This is a genomic window from Lysinibacillus sphaericus, assembly GCF_000600105.1.
Taxonomy (GTDB): domain Bacteria; phylum Bacillota; class Bacilli; order Bacillales_A; family Planococcaceae; genus Lysinibacillus; species Lysinibacillus sphaericus.
This window is the reverse complement of record NZ_CP006837.1, coordinates 3,762,177-3,783,577: the sequence shown is the minus strand read 5'-3', so window position 1 is coordinate 3,783,577 and position 21,401 is coordinate 3,762,177. Positions and strand designations below refer to the sequence as shown.

Below are 21,401 nucleotides of genomic sequence, written 5' to 3'. Positions count from 1 at the left end.
AGGAATGGAGATTCAAAAAGAATCTATTAAGTACACCCAGCTCACTAAATAGGAGCATAGGCAATTTCCTAAACCCACCAGTATCGAATAAATAAACAAAGCGGCCTCTGAAAAAATAAGAGTTCGTTTTGATTACTTTGGTATTAAACTTTATCCCATTGATTTTTAAATGAAGCAAGTGGGGTACTTGAAAGTGACAAACCATTATTACTTAAATTAAAGGTGTAGTTTCCACTAGTGCTTGATTTTGAATTAATCATATTCTGAATCTCTTTGTTTGTGAAAATATAGTATTCAAAATTAGTTATGCCCTTTGATGAAGTGCAATCACTAATAAGTAATATTAGATTGTCAAATGAATTAGCTTGGGTTTGTGTTTTTTTTAGTATAAATGAGTCTTTTGATGAATTTCCAACTCGTTGAATATGCTTTACTTCAACTTTTTTATAAGGATTTAAAAGTATTAAGTCAAAACCAGACTGATTTACAGTTGCAAACCTTACTGTGTGACCTAAGGAAATAAGTTTAGCGAAAACTAAGGATTCGGCCAAAGAACCGCTTTGTTTTCTAGATAAAATTTTCAAGATAATACACCACCTGTAATTATTTTGTAATTCATTGTTTTATTTTATACTCATACATATAAAAAGGGAACTTAAGACTTATTAATTTAAAAGAGTTGTAAATTGAAAGAATAAATTATAAAGATGCCCTTATATACTGCTGGGAAATTATTTAAATAAAGCTGAAAATTTAAAATTAATAAGTTAATTCCATAGTTTTGTATAGTAAAATGGTTTTATTATGGTAATTATAACTTAATGAAAATGAGGGATACGATGTTTAATCCAACAGTTGATGAAGCAAGTTTAAAACATACATTGGTAGCTTATTTAGAATCTGAAAACCATATTGAATTATCAAAAATTATCGAGCATTCTGATTTAAATTATGAACCTCAATATGAATTCTCAGGTGTAGTAAGCTATCAAAGAAAGCTATTTTTAATTATCCGTGTACCAATTGCTTTTAAGAAGAGAGTGGAGGATCAACTTTCTATACTGAATAAATATGTATTTGATATTTATCGTGATGATAATGACTATATGCTTACTAATATAAAAATTGGTATAAGGGCAATTCAACTAGAAAATTTTAATGTGCAAGATAATTCGATTATTGTAGAAAAAGAATCTGTATATTCAACACTCATTAAAAGATTGGTATCAGACAATAAGCTAACAGATTTACACAAAAAATATTTATTTGAAGCTTGTAGTGTAGGTAGTAGTGGTAATATGATGGCTGCAAGCAACTATGATGTTAGGGTGTGCTGCTGAAATTGCTCTTATTGAACTAGTAGAAGCAACATTTAAATTTTATAAAAAGAATAAATCAGATGTCGAAATATCTAATTTTGAAAAGAAAGTGATGGGAGCTAAGACAGCATTTATAAGACTTGATGAATTTTCTAAAAGATTGAAAATAGAGAAAGCAATTTTAATGAGTTTCGGAGTGGAAAATGTCGACGTATTTTTCAGTATTTTTGAGATCATTAGATTGACTCGAAATGATGTTGGACATCCTACTGGGAACATTTTAAGCAAAGAAAAATTTGAAGTGCAGTTAAGTGCGTATATGACGGTCTTGAATCAATATCAACAGCTTTTAGAAGGCTTACCGACTGTAAAAGTCGAAATAAATAATTAAATAGAATGAGTATTACTAAATATAGTAAGAGAACAAATTTTTAATATAGAAAAGGTAAAAAATTATCTCCGTAAGCAAAAAATAATTCATTTTGGGTCAAATTGTGGGTCAGGCTTTAAAACAGGTGCTGAAAAACCATTTAAAATACTGGTATTTCAGCACTTTTTATATTTTCCGTTTCAAGACCCGCCGTCTCCATAAAACAATTATTAAATGATTTCATAAAGTTTCAAAATCCTTGATATACAAGGGTTTTGGCACTTTTTGATTTTCAAAATGTTTCATAGAGTTTCAACTTATTTTGGGTCAAAAATAGTCATTTTTTAGGTCAGAAATTAGTTGATTTTTAAATATGCTTCGAATTTATTCATAGTATTAGCCTTTGTTTTTTTAGTAACATGCGTATAGATGTCGATTGTCGTTTTGACATCAGTATGCCTTAAACGTTCTTGAACCTCTTTAATTCTTGCCCCAGCCTCGAATAAAAGTGAGCAATGCGTATGGCGTAAACCATGCGTACTAATTTTAGGAAGATCGAACTTCTTAAAGATTTGGTATAGCCACTTCTGAGTTTGAATGGGTTGAATGAAGTCATTGGCACGATTATTAAATACTAGCTGCTTCCTAGGCGGCTTTTATCTCTTTATAATATTTATCCCCAAAAAGCTAAATGTATTTTATTACCTCTTTTTTCATAAAGTTTCCGTCGTTCTAGCCGTTTGTTCCGCACATTTATTTCAAAAGCAAACTTATGACCATTCCCAAAATCCGCATACACATCCGCAATTTGATTGGTTTTCGCAATACGTTCTTCTAACGCGACATAAGCATTTGGATATTTCTTTTTTAACCAATGATAAATCGCTAGTTTTCCACCAAGATTTCTTGTGTTTCAGGCTCTCCAACAAAACTACATTCAACATGACGTTCATGATAAAAGTGTTGAATCTTTTTAGTTCCGCCGTAAAGAAAACGTTCTTTATCCTCGTGAAAAGCAAATTGTTTTCACCATTTGGATTGATTGCTACAAACAACTAATCACCTCAAATTTTTAAAATTTGATAAATATAGAAAATGAAAGCTGTTTTATTCACCAGATGGTATAATAGTTACATAAAAAATACACTTTATTACTTTTAGGGTCATATTATGTCCGTTTCAAGATGTAAAATAGATTCTAATATAAGTTTTTCGTTTTTCGATAGTAATTAAGTAAAAATTCGATAAAGGGTGATAAATATGATTGATAAAACAATTATACAACAACATTTAAATATTTTAGGGGAAATTGGTAATGACATTAAAATTAATCAAGAAATTATCAATCGAATAGAGGAATTAAAAAGTATATGTGGTGAATTTTTAATTAAAATTTTAGCAATCGGGTCATTTAGTGCTGGAAAAAGTGCTTTGATGAACTTTTTACTTGAAGAAGAATTATTAACTGAAGAGCAAACACCTGAAACGGCCATTGCAACAGAATTAAAATATAGCCTAGTGGAAAGCTACGAAATAGTTGATGTAAACAAAGAGCGTAAATATGTAGAAAAACAACAAATTCAATCCGTAAATCCGAATGTTTGCTTAAATATTCGTTACAATTTAAATAACAATTTTTTGAAAATATTTGAAGACTATGTATTTGTAGATATGCCCGGCTTTAACTCAAATATTGAACAGCATAACCGCGCAATTTTGCAATATGTAGAGAGAGGGAATGCGTACTTACTAGTAATTGATTGCGAAGAGGGTGGAATGAAAGCCTCGGTTTTAGAGTTTATTGAAGAAATACGTAAATACGATCACAATTTAATTATTGTGCTTTCAAAGGTAGATAAAAAAGCCGAGGAAGATGTGCAAGTAATCGAACAACAAATTAAAGCGCAAGCATCGTACTTATTTGGATATGATGTTCCAGTTGTAAAATATAGCAAACATGATAACGATACTAAGCAAGGTTTACTGGATGCTATTCACGCACTCAATAGTCAACAAATTTTTGAACAAGCTATATTGCCAAAAATAAAAGAAATTTATCAATTCTTTGAGTTAGCGTTAGAACAGTCGATTAAATCTTTAGCTTTTGATGATAGTGCTTTAAGAGAAGAGATTCAAAAAAGGGAAAAGGCTAAAAGTGAGTTAGAATACAAGCTTCAACAGGAACGTTCGAAGTTAACTAATCGAATGACCTCACAAGTATTACCTAGCATTATTGCTGAAGTTGAAAATGCACTATATGTTCATTCCACAGAGCTTGCCAATGCAGCAATATCAGGTTCAAATGCATTTAGTATTCGTATGAATTCGATTTTACGTCCGGTACTTCTTGAAAATACAAAGAAATATACAAATATTTCTTTTGAAGAATTTTTAAGGGATGTTAATTTATTAGAAATATTAGTAGATAAAACAGAAGAAATAGTTTACACCGTAACGGATAAAATGCGTAAAGTAGAGTCGATTTTTTCTCGAAAAAATGAAGGAACAGACAATTTCAACAAAGTTTATAAATCGGTAACAGGTGCATTAGCCATTGCAACAACAGCTGTTGCGCCATGGTTAGAGATTATTATTTTATTTCTTCCTGAAATTTTAAAACTATTAGGTGTGGGGGGGAAACAATCTCAGGTCAACAAAGTAAAGCAATCTATTGAATCAGAGGTAATTCCTCAAGTCATTGAGAAACTTAGTCCAGCAATTCAAGAATCTTTAGCAGAAATGGAAGATGTCATGATTGAAGAACTAGAAGAAAATTTAAGATTAATCATTTCCATTGAAGAAGAAGCTTTACAAGCAGCGTTAAATCAACAGGATGACATGCAGATAGAACATGATAAAAAGTTAATACAATATGAAACAACACTAGATTTAGTACGTGATGAATTACAAAAAGTTGAGAAGTTGGTGACAGTATGAATGTAGAAGCTATTCAATTTATTGATAAAATTCAACATATATCAGACGAACTTAGAATGTATAATAAGTTTTTAAGCGAAGACCGCATTGCACTATTCCAAACAAATTACATGAAACTAAAAAATAATTTAGAAGGAATTATGAAATCAAAGCGTAATTTGCAAATTGGGATTATTGGTGAAGTAAAAGCAGGGAAGTCTTCATTTATTAATGCTCTAATTTTTGATGGTAAAGATATTTTGCCAAAAGCCCCAACGCCAATGACTGCGTCACTTACGAAAATTCGCTATGGTGACAGATTTGAAGCAGAAATTGTTTTTTATGATGAAAACGACTGGAATATTATTCAGTATAACGCGCATTTAGCAGACCAATTTTTAAGAGAGCTGTACGAGCAAGAAATGAAAAAAAGTGCATATACGATGAATTTTGACCAATTTTGTGTTTTCAAAAAAGATGATGTGCCGAAAGAATATGCAGCTTGTAAAGAGCTTATCGAAATGGCTGAAAAAAATAATTTAAATGTATCACAATATATTGGTCAAAAAATTGAAATCAATGCTGATGAGCAAGATGAATATATTGAAAAATTAAATCATTATGTTGGTGCAGAAGGGCAGTTTACACCTATTGTAAAATATTCGGTCATTAAGCTAAATAATGAACGTTTAAAAAATATTGAAATTGTCGATACACCGGGGATGAATGATCCAATCGTAAGTAGAACGATTGTAACCTCAGATTTCTTAATGAATTGTGATGTAGTGTTCTTTTTAAGCTATGCAGGGCAATTTTTATCACAGGAAGAAATGGGCTTACTTACTCGCTCATTACCAGAAAACTCAATAAGCCATGCATATTTAATTGCTAGTAAGTTTGACTCGGCAATATTAGATTATAAACAAAAGAAAGCTACATTAAAAACAGCGGTGCAACATACGTTATTTAATCTTAATCTACAAGCAACTACAACAATTGGTGAATACATTACACAGCGAAATACTCCATCTGTAGTAAAGGCAATTCAAGCAAATCTCCCGCCACACCCAACATCAGGACTTATGTATAGCAGTGCAATGAAGCTTTATCATAATGAACCATTAACAAAAGCAGAAGAGCATATTTTAAAGCAGTTTGAAAAGCGTTTTGAGGGTTTTAGCCGAAGCCCTAAAGAGCTGATGAAGCTTGCAAATGTACATACAATAGAAGGGAAAATTTTATCGAAAGTAAAAACAGAAAAAGACAATATTATTACCGAACGTTCATCCACGATTATTCAAGATCAGCATATTGAATTTTTACGTTTAATCCGTCAAATGGAAGAACAAACGATTGATAATATTCAAGAAATGAAGCATTCCGATGTTTCGAGCTTGAAAAATAAAGTCGAAAAAATTTCTTCGAAGCTCCAATCTATTCGTAAAAATGTGAATGATATTTTTACAGCAAATTATTTAAAAGCTAGCCGTATACTAGTTGATATTAAAATTGATGTAGAAAAGGAAATCAATAATCATACAGGTGTGAAAGTGGCGGTTTCTACTTCATCAGATACAGGTACAAGACGAACAGGATTTCTTGGCTTAAAACGTGAATCTTATACGATTACAACGACAAACTATACAGCTGAAGTAACAGAGGTAGTCGCAAGTATTCGTAAATATATTACAAGATCTCGTGAAATGATTAATAACGAATTTAAACGCTTATTTGATTTACAAAATATGAAAAAGGAGATCGCAAACGAAGTAGTAGGCGCCTTTGATTTAGTAAGTAATGAATTTAATGAATCTGAAATTAAACGTGCTTTAGAAATTGTGTTAAATCAAATTGTTATCCAAGATATCGAAGTTGACCAAAGTAAATATGATGCAAAAATTACTTCCACTTTTTCATCGCCATCTGTTCGTAATGAAGAGATTTCGATATTACAGCTAGAGCAGGAACGTATTTTGCAACAAGTAGCAAACGATATCAAATCTGAAATTGATAGCAAAATTAAAGAAATTGAGTTGCTATTAGAAAAGTATGCAGCGAATTTCATCGACGATATCGAAGCACAAATTACGGTAAATGCAACAAAAATCGAAATGCTATTAAAAGATAAAGAAGCAAACTTGAAAGGAATGGAAGAAATTTCATTGAAATTAAAAGCGTTTAAAAAACAATTAGCGTAGTAGGAGAATTCATATGACGAAGGAAATGGACTTATTTTCACTTGATGATTGCGATTTATTTGCTGCAGATGATGATTTATTTGATTTTAGTTTAGAAGAAGAGTACGAAGCGGAAAACCCCTATTTAGCGGACTCAGCTAAAGGGTTAAACCTCATTTCGGACTTATTAAGCGTAACTAATGAAACGAAAAGTAAATTACGAAATATACGTCGTTTGGACACTCTCATTGATAACAAGCTATTGCAATCTATCAATAAAATTCAACTAAAAAATGAAGTTCATTTGTATCAAGAGCTTGTAAAATTAAGTGATAAATTATTTGAGCAAAATAAAGTAGCTTTACTGAAAAAAAAGAAAACGATTGGAATTGGCGGTCAATTTAGCGCGGGAAAATCAAAGTTTATTAATTCGGTTATTGGAGAGGCAATTTTACCAGAAGACCAAGTGCCAACAACATCGATTGCTACGTATATCGTAAAAGACGACAACTTGTTTATCGAAGCTTTAACAAAAAACAATCAATCTGTACAATTAGATTTAGATGCCGTAAAAGCGCTAAGTCATGCGTTTTACAGTACATACAATTTAGGGTTTTCGCACTTCATCAATAACTTAGTCATTTCAACACCGGTATTTCCCTACGAATCGATTGCCATTTTAGATACACCAGGGTACTCAAAAGTTGATGCAACGAAAAAGCAAGCCATTACAGATAATGAAAAGGCATTAATGCAATTAAAATCTGTCGACTACTTAATTTGGTTAATTGATGTGGAAAATGGCGTTATTAAGCAAACGGATATTGATTTTATTGAATCATTAAATATGAAAAATCCGGTACTAATTGTATTTAACAAATGCGATAAAAAAACGGAATCGGATGTGGAGAATATTATTTATACAACAAAGGAATATTTGAAAAAATCAAACATTCCTTTGTATGAGGTAGTTGCTTATTCTGCTCATGAGGAAAAAGAGTACTTAAATCGCAACTATTTAAAAACGTTCTTTAAGGAAATTAACCGTAAATCGAATACATTTGTATCATTAGAAGAGGAAATTGGAAAAATCATTATTCAGCTAGAGCATCAAATTGATGAGTATTTCAATGCGGTGCAAAAAAGACGTAATGATGTTGGCAACTATATTTTTAAATCTGACGATATTTCAGAAATTCAAACGTTAACAAAGGTTTATGCAATGCTACAACAAGAAATAAAAGAAATTAGTAATTGTAGAAAAAATTTAGTAAAAACAAAGGAACAAATTTTGAATCAATTCAATGCTCTTGTTTCTGGAGGTTTACAATGACAAAAATCGAAAAAACCTTTCAAGTATTAGGAAAGTTATTAAAAGAGGAAACAACCTCACACTTTAATCATGTCAAAGCAAATCAGCAATTTCAATCGTTTTTACAATATGTAACAACAGAAATTTATCCAGTCATTGATGAAAGCAGCTATGAAAATAAAACTCATTTTTTAATCAATTTAAAATCGACTATACGAGAAATTGAATTTATCGTTCGCACACCTCATTTGCAAAATAAAACGCTTGTGGTTATAGAGGGTAAAAAGCATGCAGTTCCACAATGGTTTGAGCAAAATCAAATGCAGGAATATGCAAAATTTATTAGACAAAACGCAAACATTCCGATGATTTTATCTGCATCAGAAAAAACAACGATTGTTGCACAAAATACATTAGAAAACTTATCAAAGTTATCGCCCGATGAATTTCGACATGTGAATCAGCAATTATATAAAGAAAAACTCGATGTAGATCAATTTATTCAAGTGTTTTATATTGAAGCAAAATGTCCGTTTGAGCATATTGCGTTTATTTACTTACCACAATTTGTTTCAAGACAAAGTGAAATGTATAAAATGCTACATAATATGGCGGAAGCATCGATTATGATTGAACCGCTTCATAAGCAATTGAATCAATATAAAGCACCGAACTATGCTAAACAACGTTTTATTATTGGAGAAAACGTAGAAACAGAGTTGTCTTCTTTAATGCTTGAAGAAGTGCCAGTATTACTTCAGCAGCTTAATAAGCCATGTATGATGCCGGCGATGTATGATATTTTTACTGAAACATATCAAGAATACTTAATTAATGTGACAAAAGAGTTAGCTTATGAGCAATATTTAGTAAATGGGCTTTCTAAAGATTTAGTAACGGTTAGCGATGAAGAGCTTGAGGCAAATATTATATCAATTCGCAATAACTTAAAGAAACAGTTACAGGCTAAACAAATATCCCACGAAAATTTAATTAAACATTTATTACAATGCAACAAACATTTAATGGAGATTGAAAAATTATTTGTAAGTCCTATACTTTCTGATACCATTTTCTCTAACAAAGCTCAGCTTTACATCGCAAGACAGGCACTTGTCGCACTTGAAATCAAAGATAATACGGGATATAAAGTAGCAATTGAGCGTTTAAGAAATTCTGACTCTATTTATACATCAATCATTCAGGCCTATTCAAAAGGTGAAAAAGAGGAAATTGTTAAATGTATAAATATTTTAGATGAATTACCATTAAATGATGTGACAGCATATATTAGTATTAAATATTTTTCAGTTATTAAAAGTAAATCACTTTATAACAAGCTTAAAAAGTTTTATCACAATAACTACGATGCAGAGGTTAATCTGTATTTAGGTAAAGCTGCAATTTCAGTTTCAAATAATGTCGATGCACAATTTTATTTAAAAAAAGCAATGAATCTCGGTAATTCTGAAGCAGCTGAGCTTTTATTATCGTTTATAAATAAAAAGAATATTATAGAGGTAGAAAGCATTGCACGTTTATTAGTTCCTGAAGCTTGCTATCTAGTAGGAAAATATTATTTAAACAGCAAATATAGTAAAGCGTTAACGTTTTTAAAGATTGCCGCGACATTTGAACATTTTCAAGCATTGCAAAAACTAGCAGAAATAGAATTTAATCGTTTTAGAAAAGGTCGAAACAATTTACCAGATAATCGCTTAGAGGTTGTATTTTTGAATGCTCTAAAATTAAACCACTACGTTCATGAAAAAGAGCGTTCAAAAGAAGTAGCAGAACATTTAGGGAAGTTATATTATTGGGACGGGGATCATCGCAAAGCGATTAATTATTTATCAACAGTAGATAATGCAGAATGTAACTTTCTGTGTGGGAAAATTTATCAATACGGTAATGTATTGTCGCAGGACTTACAAAAATCCAAAAATTATTTTGAAAAAGCTGTAAGGCAATCACATTCTTATGCAGAAATAGAATTACATAAAGTAACTGGTTGGATTCAATCAAACGAAGTGAAGCAAAGTTATAGCAGTAGTAGATCGTATAGTTCTTCTTCAAGTTCAAGCTACTCATCAAGTAAATCTTGGTGTTTCTTAACAACAGCAACTTGTATTGCTTTAGGGAAAGAAGATAATTGTGATGAAGTATTAAATTATAAAAAATATCGTGATGAACATTTACGTTTCGATGATGATGGAAGAGACTTGATCGTAGAATATTATCGCATTGCACCTAGAATTGTGAAAAAAATTGATGCCGAACCAAATGCGAAAGCGTTATATTTGCAGCTATATAATCAATATATAAAAGTTGGATATGACTACTTACAAAAAAACGATTTAGTTAATGCAAAAAAGATTTATATAGAGATGGTGAAAAATTTATGTAAAAAGTATAATGTTGTGCCATTTCAATATTAATAAAAGTATAGACTGAGTTCACTTGATGCTAGTCTATTTATTATGAAATTTAAAACAATGCTTGTAAATCGTTTTTAATCGTTTCATCACCCATAAATAATAAACGGGGCGAGCTGCCTGTTACATCATTGTCTTTAACGCTCACGAATTCAACAGTTTGAAGCTCGAACGGCATTTCAGATGGTGTGTTTGAATATCTTACATATGCGAACGGTGCAGCTTGTCATGCTTGTGCTTTGTAGCTGAAACATCTTGCGAATGGGGTAATTTACTGCTAGATCGTCGAACATTAATAAATATTAATCCAAATGAAATAGATGGCTATTTCTATAAATTGCTAGAAACGGAATTTTAGTGGTGTTAAAGGTTGAAACTAGATTTAGTCGATAATAAAGGGAACAACACACACATTCAAGGGCAAAGTAATAATATTGATAAAGAGGTTGTGATTAACATTAATAAGTTAAAAGTACTTAATGTAGAACAGGGTGATTCATTAATTCTTTCTATTGATAAACATTGCAAATATAGTGAGCGTGATATCTATATAGATTTAGGTAATGGTCGATATGACGTTTCAAGAGTCAGTAATCCTGATTATAAGAAAATATTACTTTTGTCTCATGCTCATGAAGATCATATTGGGGGACTATCATTATTTATTAATTCTTTAAACACTAACAATTCTAATTTAGAAGAAATCTGGATGCCATTGTTTTTTAATGAAGTATCTATTATTACAGAAAAAATATTAAGTCTTAAAGGAATTCAAAAGGTATCTCATATGAACGGTGCATTATTGAGTGCAAAAAATACTGCGTCTTCATTTTACTTATTAAAAAAACTTTCTAAAACAACTTCAATTAAAATGGAAGGAGTTTATAAAGGTAGTAGAAAATGCGAATGCGCCCATATTAAGATTTTTCATCCAACTTTAGATCCAGCGTTAATATTAGGATTAAGTAATAATGAGATAGAAAGCTATATTGAAAAACTTGAAACAACTAATTATGATGAATTTTACAAATGGTTCACCGAATCTGATGCAAAAGAGGTAATTAACTTTCTACAAGGCAACCAATATAATAATAATGATATGGAATATGGTTGGAATATATATTCTAATCCTGTTATTAATGAAGATTTATTAAATATTACAACTAAATTTTCATATGGTTTATTTTTAAAATTAAGAAAATTCATTAATGAGTTTGTAGAGAAGCCTACTAATATCTCCTTCAACAAATTGTATAATTCACTAAAAGAGTCCAGTAATAATTGTAGTATTGTTTTTAAATATATAAATGATGATTTAGATGTACTTTTTACTGGAGATATAGGTAAGCGTATTTTAGATTACCTATCTATGAACAATGATTTAATGGCAAAAATTTTAAAAATACCACATCATGGGAGTAAATATAACTTAAATAAAAGAACATTAAAAAGAATAAATCCGAACTATGCAATTATTAGTCATGGAAATGGGAAGTTTGGAAGACAAGTAGATCCGCATCCCAATATAGAAGTTATTCGCATGTTAGATGATTTAAAGGTTAAAAGTTTATACACAAATGATGTAGAAAAGAATAACAAAATAATTATAAATAGACCTAATAAGATAGATGTTTGGCCAAGAGTTGAGTACTATGATAAGAAATACTTAAAAAACTAATAGACTCTCTAGTCTGAATTCTAAAACATTCTGCTTTAGTATATTGACATAGAAGGGAGGGGGAAAATGGCTAATATTATTTCTGATAAGTATGGTGTTTATTCATATATCGGAGTATCAGATGAACTTTATCAACATAACTCTTTAATTTTAGATAGTAACGTAGCTATTAGTTTAGAGAAGTTCTTTTATTCCCCTATAAAATTAAACCGTAAATTAGAAGCAACTAGAGATCTATTATTAGACAATATGGAAATTGACATTATAACAGGAGCTGCAATACAGGAATCATGTTGGGATCCGATGATTAGTAATATAAACAATGGTCAATTAAGTAAACTAGAAATAGCGATGAATGGAGTATTAAATTGGGGTGAGAAAGAAATTATTAAACATTCTCATTCTAATGGAATTGAATTTAAAGGAAAAGCATACAGAGAGAAGCCAAAAAACATTTTAACATTAGTGCCTCAAATAAAAAAATGGAATCCGTTAATGCTTGGGAGTTATGCATGTGTTTTAAAGATAATGACTATTCAAAAGCAAAAACTTTCAAGAGTTGAGAGTGTTAAATTATTTGTAGAATTCTTGATTTATGAGCTAAAAGCCATACATGCTTTAGAAATGGAACTAGCTGTCAATTATTTTCTAGGTAACGATGATTTATATACAATTGGTAATGGTATATTTAAATTTGACAAACAAAATGAAGAGGTTTTATTAAAGGCATGGAATGCAGCATGGGACTTATTCTTTTTGAGACTTTTACAGAGAGCATACAGTGACTATAGTTTCTTAAATATCATAAAACCTAAATTAGTTACGGAAGATAAAAATCTCATAGGTATGGCTAAATTATGTTCATTAGAAAGTTCAATAATAAAAAATAACCACTTTATACCAATTTTATTATTTGATGAAACACTTATTAAAAAAGATTTTAGAGATGTTGTTGAAAACATAAATCTTAAAATCAAAAATAGTTTTTTGGAACGAAGTAATGCTAGAAAAAATATTAAAGATAAGGACAGCTATCTAATTGAAAAAGTAAAATTTTTAGAAGCTGAACTATTAAATTACTGTATATAAGAATAGAGTAGCAAGCTTTATCCCATTCTTTTCAGCAAGTGGAGAAAACGATTCAGTAGAGAGTGGTAAAAGCAAAAGGTGTTAATCATCCTTTTACTTAATTTCTAAAAATATTGAGAAACTAAATGCAATAAACATTACTATAGAAAAAATAACGGAAGAAGTGGATTTAAAAGAGACTGATGTAATCAATAAGGCAAGAGAACAAAGGATAATGGCTATACGTAATAAAATATTTGTTCTTTTATTAAGTTTAAAAAATCATCCAATACACCAAGTAAAATAATAAGTCCTATAAATATAAAATACTCATATAGAAGTGTAGGTTCTAAATATTCTGGACTGAACCTAGTTAACTGAATCGCAGAAATGAATAGAAGAATGTATTTTGTAAATTTAAAAATGCCTGACAAAGTATCACCTCATTTTTATAATGGGTAACTAAATAATGTAAGTCTAGATGAAATTAGCAATAAATTGTCCAAGTCGCTAAAATTAGTGGCTTTTTATTTTGCCTTGAGAAAGGAGAAGACATATGCCAATACCACTGTAAGAAAATGTAGCAGGTATTGAATATACAGTGCAATACCAAGAGGAAATGTTTAGAACTCACAAGCTAATGGATCAGAGGTGCTTTTGTAAGGTCTTGCTATCTATATAAGTCGATTAGCACCTGTAACTATTATTGCGAAAGATGCTCGATGGAAGACAATTATAGATACTGAGAAGGAGAAGGATGAATATTTTAGTGGAAAGTCCTATATTTGTCCGGATGAAGTAATCACCGAATCGCCAAATTTTATGGTAGAAAAGTTTCTAGAAATCATAACAAAATTGGGTAATGCAGGTTATAGAATTTTAGATAAAGAATATACATCTAAACCGCTATCGTTTGAAACTAAAATTCCGACCATCTTAACAATTCCAGAACTAAATGAAATCTATAAAGTGTTCGATGGTATTTTTTATTGGGAGGACTAACTTGATTTTTAATTTTGCTAGTTACTCCTTTTTCAACTAACTAAATGCTTTAGCTGAATACACTATAATAAGACCACTCCGTGATGAACTGCACCTCCAATTGTTAGACACAATCTAACAAATTGGAGGTGTAGTTTTTCTATGGTTAAATAATTTGCAGAACAAGCTTCTGAGCGTCGTTATGTAAATGGAGATGGCAGATTTCATGAAATAGTTAATTCTACGATTTATAATAAAATTAAATTTAAGATTTACCAATAAGTCGTGGCTGCGTTCGAAAGTTTATATTCGCAGGTACGGTTGCGCGGCTTATTGCCTTTCCCCACAACAATCAAAACATATGGTACGCTTCTACTAACAGGGCACACAGTAGAGGAGGATTTTGCGATGCATGAGGCATTTATCGAATCGTATTTTTTGAAAAAGGATGAGACGATTGAAAAGGTGGAACAGCAAGAGCAACTATTTGTTATGACGATTGTTAGAAAGACGGCGCGTACATTTCGTAAAGTGGCACATTTAAAGATAACGATGAAGACAGAATTTACTTCACCTTTTCCTAAAAAATTAGCAATTTATAAATTCACACCAAAGGCAAAACGAACGTTACATGAAACGAATGACACGATTCAACAGTGGTTACAACAGGGTTGGATTGTGCGTGAAATTCGTTATCACACAGACGGTATTAGTGTTAAGGAAGATTATTACCGCATTGGGCCTGCTTACATAGAAACGCAACACAAATCCGAGCAACAACAGATTATAAAACAACAGCAACAGATGCAGGCGTTACAGCAGAAAGCTGAGCAACTAGCATTACCGGAGTTATTCCAACAGGCAATCGAATGGAACGTGCTACCTGAACAGTGGACGATGAAAAAGCGCATGAAATATATTGAGTTTTGTTTAGCATTTTATGCGTTATCTTTGCAAAAGGAGTTATTTGATTTTAAGGAAATCGGCGCGACCTTACACGATACGATAGGGGGTTCAAAAGTATTTGACCAAGAGCGCGAGGCCTTTTTAACACAGTTGGAGCAAAGTGGTATTGACCCGACGCTTTATGGGCTTGTGAGCATCGGAAAAATTGTGCCCATTTATTTTACTGGTCATGTGCAAAATAGTGTTGCAACGTATGCGATTGGCGCGGTGCATGCGACGACGGATAATGCGGTCTTAACATCACATTTTATAACGACAAATACAACGTTATGGCTTGTTGAAAATCGCGCTATTTTAACGCGTATGGCTGTAGAGACGGAATTTTTACGGCACACGAATTCTTGTATCGTTTGTTTAGACGGACAAATTCGTTCTGCCCATAAGCAATTTATCGAGCAATTATTACAATCTTCTATTAAACAAACGATTATTTGGACAGATACCGATAGCGCAGGTATCACGATAGCCAAATATGCCGCAGCCTTAGTTAAGGGAACGGTAAAAATTGTTGGACGTGATTATGAGCTGTATCATTCAATTGAAAGCTATGCTACCCAAGTACAAGAAGCGCATGAACAGGAACAGCAGTTAGGAGGGGTGGAACAGTGGAGCAAATGGGTGTAAAAGAACCGATTTCAATTTTTACAAGCGATTATCAAACCGCAGAATTTATGAAATCAATGCGGGATTTAGCCTCATTAGCAGGTGTATTAAAGGAATTAAGTACCGAAAAAATGTACGATTCCCCGATCGAAACGATTCGTTTTTTAAATGTTATTCAATTAATTAATGAAGCATCTCTCGGCATTAAAGATGCCATTGATAACGAGGAAGTATTGTACTACCGATATCAGTCTACGTACCCACAAGATAATGAACCGCCAACATTAGCGCAAATTACGAGAATGCTGACGATTTTAGAACGCAATAATTGGATTGTGAAACAGAGCCGTCAAATTAAAATGCGTGACCGTGGGAAAAATTTAATGGACGGGTTAATTCGCATGGGTAACGATGCGCTAGCCTATTATTTGCAGGATGATATTGGACGCTCGCTATTTCAAGCGAGACGCGATGCCGAAATAAGCGCTGCCTATGACGATCAAGGGATATCTGGAGGCAATAAAATTGCATCGATGATTTACAACGTTGAAGAGGCGATTAAGCAATTGGAGGAACGCCAGCTTGAACTTCTTGCTGATCGCAATGCCTTACCGCAGCTGGAGAAAATTAATCAACTCATGCTTGAGCTTGAAACAAAATTAAATGAACGTTTACAACAGTTTGGCACCGTCGAAGAAAGTACGAAAATGAGTGATTTAATGCGTCGCGGAACGGCTGCCATTTCAAAAGGGACTTCGCTTAGCTTAAGTTTACTGACAAAATATATTCGCTTTGTTAATATGCAGCTCACACCTACCGCTAACACTATTTCACCAGAAAAGGTACGTCAGTTTATTTTGGCAATGCATTCACCAGAAGCTAATACGAATATCCCAACAGCCCACGATATTTTAAGTTTTATGGAGCAAAATCAATATGATGAAGAGGGGATGGATGGCTTATGGGTCCCTGTGAAATTTGCCGCACCGATTGGCCCACAAGATATTACAGATGCCGTACATTATTTACAAACGTATGAACCAAAGCTAGAAAAGCCGATGACTCATCAGCTTGAGCATACATATGAAGAAACCGAAATGGATATTCGCCCAATCAAAGATGCATTGCAGGATGCTTCTTGGAAAATGACACAGTCATTAATTGATACCGAACGAATTGAACATTATTTAAGTGAGCACGGTGAAACGGAAATGGAAGAGCTTATTGTGGAATCGAGTTCAAACAAATGGCATGACGCCATTCTTTCATTATTAGCTGTCTCGGCATTAACGAGTAACAAAAAGGTAGAACAACAGCCTATTGATTACACGAAGGACTATGAAAAACAATGGGAGTGGATAGACGATGACGACAAACGATTTACCGTTCGACAATACCCTTATGATGATGAATAGCTTAAAGGGCTATCTCACGACCGACGAGGAATTAACGTTTATGCAGTTATTATTTTCGTCATCCGCATCCATTAAAGGGGCAAATTACGGCTTAGCAAAGAAAGATTTAGAAAAGCTACTTGGCATTAAAAATGGAGATGATGATGCTTTCCATTCATTTATCAATCGTTTAAATGCCGTGTTAAGTCGCTATTTCCGTGTGATTTACGATGACCGTCGAGACCGCGTAATTGTCATGATGCATGTAACCGCAAAACATGCAAAATCAACATTAAGCAGTGAGGCGCTCGCCATTATGTTGTATTTGTTTTATCACCAAGAAGTACTTGGGCATGAATTTACGCTCCTGCATCAAATCCTAGTTGATTTTGGTCATGAATCACTAAATGCCAATCGCAAATTAAAAAATAATATCGACCAACTGAAAAAAATTGGCGCGGTTACAGACTACGAATCCGTTTCTGAAGAGGCCTATATGTTAACAGCCATAGGAGTACATATGTTTTCAGAGTCATTTTTACGACGCACAACTGAATTTGCCCAGGAAACCCAGCTTAGTAAAGAAGAAGTAATGAAGTTTTTCAATCGCTATAATTTACATATCGAGGAGGAAAACGAATGATTCCGTACCAATTAAAAATTCATGGCGTTCGCGACTACTCATCGCGTAGCATTCATTTGGGGGAACCAGATGAGCATATTTTAATTACGGGTCCAAATGGTGTAGGGAAATCGACATTAACATTTTGCCTTGGGGCAGTGCTCCATTCATCAAGGGTAGAACTAGAGGGACTTCGTTCAACAAATTTAAAAGTAAATGACCCTTGGTACGCACGTATTACACTCGTATTTTTAAATGAAGGCAAGTCGAAAATTGATGGTCCAAAATTTATCGCCTTTCAGCTAACGGTCAATCAAGATACGAAAAATAGCCCGATCCAGCGTGAGTATGAGGTGTTACATGGGCAAGACAAAGAACATTTAACATCGCATGCCCGCTATACATCTGGTGGTACAGCAGGACGGACATTCAAAGCGTATCGTGAAGATTTGCGTGTACGCTATAAAATTGAACCAGATATTTATTATTTAATTTGGTATCAGCAAGAAGTCAATCAATTTGCGGCGATGTACCCGGAAGAGCGTTTCCGCAAATTTAGTGATATGTTCGAGATTTCTGAGATGCAAAAGGAATGGGAAGCTTCATTATTAAAAATTAAAGAAGTTCGTACGGAAATTGAATATTTAAAGGGTTTTCAAAAAGTGGCAGAGTTAAACTTAAATGCGGCGCAAACTGATCTTAATAAATATTTGGACAACAAAAAACGTATTTTCACATCCGGCCAAAAATATTATACGTTGCTCCATCGCATGATTGGGTATTATAGTACTTCGATTGACAAGACGTCCGAGCAAAAAGCGCATGATCAAGTAGAAAAGGAAAAACGGATTGTTGCGCAGCAAAAATTAAAGCAAAATATAAGTGAACTAGAGCAACAAAAAACACAAGTGTCACAAAATATGGAGGTATTGTCAGCGCAATTAAAGCACATAACCAATCAGCTCCAACAACAACAAGATGAAGATACACAACAACAAAATTTACAGCAACAGTTAGAACAGCAACTTGAAAAAATCGATGAAAAGCGCAAGTATTTACGTTTTGATGCCGACACGACACAACGTAAGCTAGAACAAACAAAAAAACAATACGCTACGATTACAAAGCAATTAGCTGAGCTCAACAATCAGCACACCCAATTGCGCAAGCAAGAACGCGAGCTTGATCAAGAAACAGCTCGTTTAAAATTCACTTCATCGCAACTAAAAGATGAAATCACAAAGGCAGAAAAGCACAAAGCAATTTATGGAAGCAGTGCGCAAATCGAACAACAAATTAACACCTTATCACTGCAAAATGAACAAGATTTTGAACAAATACAACGTCTTAAAATCAATCTTCAAATGATGGAACAAAATATTACACAGTATGAACTAAAAAAGGTCGTATCAACACGCCAGCAGCAAGGACTACTACATTTAAAGCAACAGCAACTGGAGGCGTACACGTTACGTGAGTTGATCGAGCTTATGCCATCTGCTCCAGTGCAGTTGGAAAAGCAGCTTGAGGCGATTAAATATAGCATTTTTTATGTCGGGAAAAACTATAAGCCAGTCAATGATTTGTATTATGTATCACTTCCACAGCTTGTGCCAACAGAAAGTATTTCAAAGCTACCAGAGTTTGGCTTACAAATTCGTAACGACTTAACTGAACAGCAGCGGAATTATGCGAATAAGGCGCTTTGGTGGGTCAAGCAGTTTTTCTTAGAGAGCCCGAAAATCGAACAAGGCTTGTTATATGATACGCGCGGTGTTCGCGGTGCGCAGGAAGCGGCGCAATATATTTTAAGTGATGGGGCGATTGAAAAGCTGTTGCAGGAAGTACAACAAAACTATTCAAAAACAAAGAACGAGCAGCAACGTTTAAAACAACAATATAAAGAAAATCAACAACAGTTGAAACAGCTACAAGGTCATCTTTATACGATGCAATTAGCCGAAAGTACATTATTAAAGCAAGCGGATTATGCATCATATTTGCAGCAACTTGCACTAGTCGAACAAAAATTATCAGCTCTTTATGATGAGCAAACAGCACTTGAAATTCAACTAGACGAGCTAAAAAGCGAGCAAATAGAAGCAAAGCATAATCAGGATTTTTATGAGCAACAATGGACAATTCATGAGGAGCTCGGCGCATTTGCAGGCCAGCAAATGCAACTACAACAAATTGTGCAGGCAAGAAAATACTTGCAACAAAATATCCGAGCACTTACTACGGAGCAGGAGATAAAAGATCGTGAAATTAATCAACAAAAACGCGAACAATCACAACTAGGTGAACAGCAACAACAATTCAAAAGTAAATTGAATATCGTAGAAAGCCAAATTACAGGTTATGAATTAACGATTCAAAAGGCAATGGACAAGCTAGAATTGGATGAAACGATGAAAAGTCGCTGTCAGCTCGATTTGATTGAACTTGAACAGATACTGCCGCCAGAAGCACAACAACTAGACGAACAACTCGCAACGAACATGTCACTAACGATGCTACAGGCTGAAAGCGTACAAGCACAAGCGCAGCTACGCAATGCACGCTTAGAAAAAATAAACGAAAATGCCCAGCAAAATTACGATCAGCAAAAAGCAGATTTTGATAAGAAAAATGCGGAGCTAGCAAAATCGGAGCAGCTCCTCGAAAGCAATACGATTCGTGCAAATGAGCAAGAAGATCGCTTAGAAACTACGATTACAATGCACTTAATCAAAATCAATACGCTTTTCCAAAAATATATGGATTTGTTCCAATTTGAAGGACAAGTCGAAAAAGAACGCATAGAAGAAAAATCAGGTCGCGTAACTTTCCGACTCTATATTAAAGCACGTAAAATTGGCCATCAAGGCGCCCTCGAAGATGTCAGCATGAAAGCTCGTAGTGGCAAAGTAGGCCTAGGCGTATCCGGCGGAGAAGAATCACTAAGCTCACTCCTTTTCGCCCTCGCTCTACTACAAAACTTAACCACTTCACCAGGCTATATCGTCCTCGACGAATTCGATAGCGCACTAGACGATGAACGAAAAAATAAAGTATTCAATCTCTATGCCCAAGAGCTACAACGCAAACTAATCATTGTATCGCCAAAAGGACACGATGAAACATACTACAACTGCTTCTCAAAAGTATTCATTGTAGAGCACGACGCCACGATTCCAAAAAGTACGATTCGGGGGATACAGAATAAGAAGTGAAGGTAATTGATTTTGGCTAATGATTTTTATAAGGGTGTGTTAGAAGTTGTTAAACTTTTGAAATTTTTGTGTTTAGTTGAAATGATGTAGATATTTAAATAAGTCCTTGGGTTCTCCATTAACATTTAAACCCACGAGAATTCGATAGAGAATTGAAAAATTAATTGATTATAATAAAATAGTAAGGCTATATTAGCTAAATTTAAATTATATAGAATGTAACCAGCGTCTAGAGAAATAAGGGATGGACGAAGCTATTAGTTTCTCAAAGTGGATGAATCCTAATACAGTTGATTATTTTTTAGAAGTGTTAATAAATTGCTATACAAAATGATAAGGAGTAAA

Annotated in this window: 13 protein-coding genes and 2 pseudogenes; 12 read left to right on the top strand and 3 right to left on the bottom strand. The window is 33.1% G+C overall.

Annotation, left to right across the window (positions count from 1 at the left end):
- Positions 1-143: 143 nt before the first annotated feature.
- The gene (locus T479_RS18315; RefSeq protein ID WP_025220472.1) at positions 144-584 is read right to left on the bottom strand and encodes a hypothetical protein; all 441 of its coding nucleotides are present in this window, start codon (positions 582-584) and stop codon (positions 144-146) included.
- A 255-nt stretch (positions 585-839) separates the two neighbouring features.
- On the opposite strand from T479_RS18315, the gene T479_RS18310 reads away from it, so the two are divergent.
- Positions 840-1,340, top strand: a complete 501-nt coding sequence (locus T479_RS18310; protein ID WP_025220471.1) for a hypothetical protein — start codon at positions 840-842, stop codon at positions 1,338-1,340.
- The gene (locus tag T479_RS18305; protein WP_038509926.1) at positions 1,318-1,710 is read left to right on the top strand and encodes a hypothetical protein; all 393 of its coding nucleotides are present in this window, start codon (positions 1,318-1,320) and stop codon (positions 1,708-1,710) included. The genes T479_RS18310 and T479_RS18305 overlap by 23 nt, the downstream gene beginning before the upstream one ends.
- Before the next feature lie 335 nt (positions 1,711-2,045).
- Here T479_RS18305 and T479_RS23365 read toward each other — a convergent pair.
- Both T479_RS23365 and T479_RS24385 read right to left on the bottom strand, forming a co-directional pair.
- A pseudogene (locus T479_RS23365) lies at positions 2,046-2,324 on the bottom strand (tyrosine-type recombinase/integrase); the annotation flags it as partial.
- 38 nt (positions 2,325-2,362) lie between these two features.
- Positions 2,363-2,575 (bottom strand): annotated as a pseudogene (locus T479_RS24385) (hypothetical protein); the annotation flags it as partial.
- A gap of 374 nt (positions 2,576-2,949) precedes the next feature.
- On the opposite strand from T479_RS24385, the gene T479_RS18300 reads away from it, so the two are divergent.
- The 10 genes from T479_RS18300 (at position 2,950) to T479_RS18245 (ending at position 21,056) form a co-directional block, all read left to right on the top strand.
- A complete protein-coding gene (locus T479_RS18300) occupies positions 2,950-4,626 on the top strand; it encodes a dynamin family protein (RefSeq protein ID WP_025220469.1) in 1,677 nt (558 codons plus the stop codon).
- Positions 4,623-6,803: a dynamin family protein gene (locus tag T479_RS18295; RefSeq protein ID WP_025220468.1), complete on the top strand. Its 2,181-nt coding sequence runs from the start codon at positions 4,623-4,625 to the stop codon at positions 6,801-6,803. The genes T479_RS18300 and T479_RS18295 overlap by 4 nt, the downstream gene beginning before the upstream one ends.
- 13 nt (positions 6,804-6,816) lie before the next feature.
- Positions 6,817-8,115: a dynamin family protein gene (locus T479_RS18290; protein WP_025220467.1), complete on the top strand. Its 1,299-nt coding sequence runs from the start codon at positions 6,817-6,819 to the stop codon at positions 8,113-8,115.
- Positions 8,112-10,532: a CFI-box extended C-terminal domain-containing protein gene (locus tag T479_RS18285; RefSeq protein WP_025220466.1), complete on the top strand. Its 2,421-nt coding sequence runs from the start codon at positions 8,112-8,114 to the stop codon at positions 10,530-10,532. Before T479_RS18290 ends, T479_RS18285 begins: the two co-directional genes overlap by 4 nt.
- 367 nt (positions 10,533-10,899) lie before the next feature.
- A complete protein-coding gene (locus T479_RS23000; protein ID WP_025220465.1) occupies positions 10,900-12,207 on the top strand; it encodes a ComEC/Rec2 family competence protein in 1,308 nt (435 codons plus the stop codon).
- A 66-nt stretch (positions 12,208-12,273) separates the two neighbouring features.
- Positions 12,274-13,296: a hypothetical protein gene (locus tag T479_RS18275; RefSeq protein ID WP_025220464.1), complete on the top strand. Its 1,023-nt coding sequence runs from the start codon at positions 12,274-12,276 to the stop codon at positions 13,294-13,296.
- A gap of 1,368 nt (positions 13,297-14,664) precedes the next feature.
- Positions 14,665-15,846: a DUF2399 domain-containing protein gene (locus tag T479_RS22990; protein WP_025220461.1), complete on the top strand. Its 1,182-nt coding sequence runs from the start codon at positions 14,665-14,667 to the stop codon at positions 15,844-15,846.
- Entirely contained in the window at positions 15,837-17,240 is a 1,404-nt protein-coding gene (locus T479_RS18255; protein ID WP_227665473.1) for a hypothetical protein, read from the top strand. Before T479_RS22990 ends, T479_RS18255 begins: the two co-directional genes overlap by 10 nt.
- Entirely contained in the window at positions 17,191-17,862 is a 672-nt protein-coding gene (locus T479_RS18250) for a hypothetical protein (RefSeq protein ID WP_025220459.1), read from the top strand. The genes T479_RS18255 and T479_RS18250 overlap by 50 nt, the downstream gene beginning before the upstream one ends.
- Positions 17,859-21,056, top strand: a complete 3,198-nt coding sequence (locus T479_RS18245; protein ID WP_025220458.1) for an AAA family ATPase — start codon at positions 17,859-17,861, stop codon at positions 21,054-21,056. The genes T479_RS18250 and T479_RS18245 overlap by 4 nt, the downstream gene beginning before the upstream one ends.
- Positions 21,057-21,401 lie beyond the last annotated feature (345 nt).